This window comes from Nonomuraea longispora, assembly GCF_004348345.1.
GTDB lineage: Bacteria > Actinomycetota > Actinomycetes > Streptosporangiales > Streptosporangiaceae > Nonomuraea > Nonomuraea longispora.
In genome coordinates, this window is sequence record NZ_SMJZ01000462.1 from 1 (window position 1) to 428 (window position 428).

The 428-nt window shown below is 57.9% G+C and carries 1 pseudogene; it reads right to left on the reverse strand.

Annotation, left to right across the window (positions count from 1 at the left end):
- Nucleotides 1-155 (reverse strand): annotated as a pseudogene (locus E1267_RS48175) (IS256 family transposase); the annotation flags it as partial.
- Nucleotides 156-428 lie beyond the last annotated feature (273 nt).

Consider the following 428-nt stretch of genomic DNA (forward strand, 5'->3'; position numbering starts at 1 on the left):
ATCGAGCCGTCGCCGGTCAGCCGCAGGCCGCCCTTGCCGTCTTTCGAGCGCTCCAGCAGCAGGTCCAGCACCTGATCGCCGAGCAGGTCCCGCAACGGGACCTCGCCGTCACGATGGGGGGATTTTTCCCCGCCATGATGAGCAGCCCGTGCCAAGCTTCCCGCCTGCTCGTGCTCTGGTGTGAAACTGGTGGTCAGAGCTCATGATCCCCGTGTGTTCGTCATGATGGACGCTCCCCCCGAAGCGTTAAGATGATCTACTTGACTCATTTACCCATAGTGATCGTTTCCACACTTAGAGTGGTTCTGCCAAGATTTCTGTGGTAACTAACCGTGGTGCTTCTGGGCGAGGAGTATCCGTTTTCGGAGCAGCGATAATCCGGCCTTGCCGTATGTCTGCCGTTTGAGGAGCTTGATCTTGTTCACGAC